This is a genomic window from Salipiger sp. HF18 (assembly GCF_011806505.1).
Lineage (GTDB): Bacteria > Pseudomonadota > Alphaproteobacteria > Rhodobacterales > Rhodobacteraceae > Salipiger > Salipiger thiooxidans.
Map to the genome: position 1 here is coordinate 1 of NZ_JAATOS010000419.1, position 3,440 is coordinate 3,440.

At 65.8% G+C, this 3,440-nt stretch carries 4 protein-coding genes; 1 reads left to right on the forward strand and 3 read right to left on the reverse strand.

What is annotated here, in order from left to right:
• The 3 genes from HC022_RS21630 to HC022_RS21640 form a co-directional block, all read right to left on the reverse strand.
• On the reverse strand, window positions 1-1,080 hold a 1,080-nt coding region (locus HC022_RS21630), incomplete at its 3' end, for a TRAP transporter large permease subunit (RefSeq protein WP_167453789.1).
• A complete protein-coding gene (locus tag HC022_RS21635) occupies window positions 1,080-1,640 on the reverse strand; it encodes a TRAP transporter small permease subunit (RefSeq protein WP_008887823.1) in 561 nt (186 codons plus the stop codon). The genes HC022_RS21630 and HC022_RS21635, both read right to left, overlap by 1 nt.
• A 71-nt stretch (window positions 1,641-1,711) precedes the next feature.
• The gene (locus tag HC022_RS21640) at window positions 1,712-2,740 is read right to left on the reverse strand and encodes a TRAP transporter substrate-binding protein (RefSeq protein WP_008887563.1); all 1,029 of its coding nucleotides are present in this window, start codon (window positions 2,738-2,740) and stop codon (window positions 1,712-1,714) included.
• Between the two features lie 272 nt (window positions 2,741-3,012).
• Here HC022_RS21640 and HC022_RS21645 point away from each other — a divergent pair.
• Window positions 3,013-3,440, forward strand: a 428-nt coding sequence (locus HC022_RS21645; protein WP_167453790.1) for a LacI family DNA-binding transcriptional regulator, incomplete at its 3' end; no start/stop codon positions are given.

Sequence of the window (3,440 nt, forward strand, 5' to 3'; positions counted from 1 at the left end):
GAAGATCGGCATGCAGAGCAGCGCGATGCAGACCCAGTCGAGGAACATGCCCAGGACGAAGAGGATCAGCATCATGAACAGGATGACCACGGTCGGGTTGTCCGAGATGCCGGTGATGAGGCTGGAGACGAAATTGATGCCGCCCATCAGGTTGAACACGCCCACGAGGGCCGAGGCGCCGATGCCGATCCAGACGATCATGCCGACGGTGCGCAGGGTCTGCTTGGCGGCGCCGATCAGCAGCTCGACGCTGAACTCGCCCCGGATGATGGTCGAGAGCGTCACGCCGATCACGCCGATGGCCGAGGCCTCTGTCACCGAAGCGATGCCGCCGTAGATCGAGCCCAGCACGAAGACCACCACGAGGATCGGCAGGAACAGGCCCTTGAGCAGGCGCAGCTTCTCGCCGCGGGTCATGTCCTCGGGCTCGGCCACGGGGGCCAGCGCCGGGTTCATGTAGGCGCGGATCAGGATGTAGGCGGCGTAGAAGCACGCCAGCATCAGGCCGGGGACGAAGGCGGCCGAGAACAGGTCCCCCACCGAGACGTTGGCGGTGAGGCCGTAGATGATGAGCACGATCGAGGGCGGCACCATGGTGCCGAGCGCACCGCCGGCGCAGCAGACCCCGATGGCGAGGTTGCGGTCGTAGCCGAGGCGCAGCATCTGCGGCAGGGCGAGCAGGCCCAGCAGGATGACCTCGCCGCCGATGATGCCGGACATGGCGGCCAGCACCACCGCGACGAGCAGCGTCTGGATGGCGACGCCGCCGCGGATCCGGCCGGCGAGCACCTTCATCGCGTCGAAGAGGTCGCGGGCGATGCCCGAGCGGTCGAGGATCGCCGCCATCAGCACGAACATCGGCACCGAGACGAAGACGAAGCTGTTGACGAAGCTGAAGATCCGCGAGGTGATCAGCGGCACCGCCATCGGGCCGAACCAGCCAAGCGCGAAGATCAGCGCCACCAGCAGGGTGACGAAGGCCAGCGGCATACCGGTGAGCAGCAGCACCATGAGCATGACGAACATGGCGAAGGTCGCGCCGCCGATGCCCATGGCCTGAAAGTCGGGGAGAAAGTCCATCACTTGGCCTTCTTGCGCAGGTAGTTGACCGTGAAGATCGCGAACTGGACCGCCAGCAGGATCAGGATGACGAAGAGGAAGATCTTGAGCAGTCCCGGATAGGGCGGGTTCCACGCCGAGCCCGAGGTCTCGAGCCGGAAGTCGCCCTGCGGCGTCCAGGCGGCGCGCTCGACGCTGAGCCATGCCGCCCACGCGAAGAACAGCGAGGCCACGAGGCAGGTGAGCGAGATCGCCACGTCGAAGACCCGCTTCAGCCCGGCCGAGAGCTGGTCGTAGAACAGCACCACGCGGATGTGCTTGTCGATGGCGGCGGCGTAGAGCCCGCCGTAGACAAAGGCGATGGCGCTGAGGAAGACCACGGTCTCATGCACCCAGCGGGTGGGCGCGTTGAAGACGTAGCGCATCACCACCTCGTAAAAGAGCAGGCCCGCCGAGGCGAGGATGCCGATGGCGAAGAGCACGCCAATCGCGTTGACGGCGAGGCCGAAGACACCTGCCTCCGGGACGGGTTCTGGCGTGGCGTTGTGGCTGGCGAGGGTTTCGTCGATGGCGTCGGTCATCGGGCTGTCTCCGGTCCTGGAACGGGAAACCCCCGGCCTCGGCGGCCGGGGGCGTTGGGGATGTCAGAGCGTCACTCGGACATCAGGCCCTTTTCGACGAGGTAGGCGGTCAGCAGGTCATAGACCTTCTGCGAGTTGGCCGAGGCGCTCGCGGCCTGCTCCCACTGGCTGCGGGCGATACCGCGGAACTTGGCGCGCTCTTCTTCGGACCAGTCGTGGATGGTGATCTCGCCACCGGCCTTGGCCTCTTCGGCGGCTTCCATGTCACGCTCGTGCACGGTCTCGGACTGGTAGACGGCGAATTCCTTCACCGACTCCTCCATCGCGGTCTTCAGGTCGTCGGGCAGCGAGTCCCACTTGGCCTTGTTCACCGAGACCTCGATCAGCGGCATCGAGTGGAAGCCCGGGTAGACCGGGTGCTTGGCCACGTCGTGCAGGCCCTGCGCCGCGTTGGTCGAGAAGGTGTTGTAGTCGGCCGCGTCGATCACGCCCTTGTCGAGCGAGGTGAAGACCTCGGAACCGGGCAGGTTCACCGGAGCGGCGCCCGCTGCGGCGAAGACGTTCTGCACCATGCCCTCGGGGGCGCGCAGCTTCAGGCCCTGGAGGTCGTCCACGCCATCCAGCGGCACCTTCGAGACAAAGGCCTCGAGGCCCGGGGTTGTGGCGCCGATGAAATGCAGGCCGTAGGGCTCGAGCATCTCGTTCATCAGCTCCTTGCCGCCGCCGTTGTTCATGAAGTCGAACATCTGGCTGGGGTCGGACCATGCGCCGACGGGGTTGGCGATCAGGCCGAAGGCCGGATCCTTGCCCGAGGCATAGGAGGTGTCGGTGAAATGGCCGTCGAGGATGCCCGCGGCGACCGCGTCCATCGTCTCGGAGTGCGCAACGATGGTTTCCACCGGCAGCATCTCGACGGCGACGCGGCCGTCGGTCTTCTCCGAGACCATCTCGGCCCATTCCTTCTGCAGCACGAAGTTGGTGTTGCCGGCCGGGTCCGAGGACTGGATGCGGAACGTGAATTCCTGCGCCTGTGCGGTCCCGGCCAGCGCGAGGGCGACGGCGGTGCCAAGGAACAGGCTGCGGCGAGTCAGGGTCGTCATAAGGGGGTTCCTCCCGTTGATCCGTTCAGGCTCGTCGCGGTTCCCTGCCGCGTTCCGAGTCGACCGCAAAATAGGCGACGGGAAATGACAGCGCAATCATTTTGTCTGTCATGCGCTCAGACAGGCTTGGCCGGCGGGGCCCTGCGAGACGCATCTCCGATGCCCTCTGCCGGAGGCGTGAGGCCATGTGCCTGAGCTTATGGACGGAATTTCTTGAAGGATTCGATAAGTTCAGCAAATATGCGCACATTACGAAGGACCCGAGACGCCCGATGGCCCGCAAGACCAAGACCTCTTCAGATCGCCCCACGCTGGTGGATGTGGCCCGCGAAGCCGGTGTTAGCGCGATCACGGTTTCCCGCACGATTCGCTCTCCGGGGATCGTGTCGGACAAGGCGCGCCGCAAGGTCGAAGAGGCGATCCGGAGGCTCGGCTACACCCCGGACCCCGCGGCCTCGGCGCTGGCCTCGCGCAGCACCTCGACCATCGGGCTGCTGGTGCCGTCGCTCACCAACAACGTCTTCTCGGACGTGCTGCGCGGCGTCTACGAGGGCGTGCAGGGCACCCGCTACTTCGTGCAGATCGGCAACTACCGCTACAGCGCGCTCGAGGAAGAGGGGCTGATCCGCAACTTCCTGAGCCAGCGCCCAGCGGGCCTCATCGTGTCGTCGATGGACCAGACCCCGACCGGACGCAGACT

Excerpts from the sequence above, each read along its gene's own strand:
- HC022_RS21635 (WP_008887823.1), bottom strand. The coding sequence starts at position 1,640 with ATGACCGACGCCATCGACGAAACCCTCGCCAGCCACAACGCCACGCCA.
- HC022_RS21640 (WP_008887563.1), bottom strand. The coding sequence starts at position 2,740 with ATGACGACCCTGACTCGCCGCAGCCTGTTCCTTGGCACCGCCGTCGCC.